We start from the raw sequence: 347 nt of genomic DNA, 5'->3' as shown, positions 1-347 counted from the left end.
TCAATTACTACGGCGCGCCGACACCGCTGCAGCAGCTTGCCTCGTTCCAGAACCCTGAAGCCCGCACCCTCCTGATCACTCCCTTCGACAGGAGTGCGCTCAACGACATCGAACGCGCCCTGCGCGACTCCGACCTCGGCGCCAACCCCTCCAACGACGGCAACGTCATCAGGGTTGTCCTTCCGGAGCTCACCGAGGAGCGCCGCAAGGAATACGTGAAGCTCGTCCGCACCAAGGCCGAGGACGCAAAAATCTCCATGCGCAACATCCGCCGCAAGGCGAAGGACGGGCTCGACAAGGCAGTCAAGGACGGCGACGCAGGGGAGGACGAGGGCTAGCGCGGCGAG

Annotated in this window: 1 pseudogene; it reads left to right on the top strand. The window is 64.6% G+C overall.

What is annotated here, in order from left to right:
- Window positions 1–335 (top strand): annotated as a pseudogene (locus QZX79_RS15460) (ribosome-recycling factor); the annotation flags it as partial.
- Between the last annotated feature and the right edge of the window lie 12 nt (window positions 336–347).

The organism is uncultured Arthrobacter sp. (assembly GCF_902805515.1).
Classification (GTDB): domain Bacteria; phylum Actinomycetota; class Actinomycetes; order Actinomycetales; family Micrococcaceae; genus Arthrobacter_D.
This window is presented reverse-complemented; position numbering and strand designations above follow the sequence as displayed.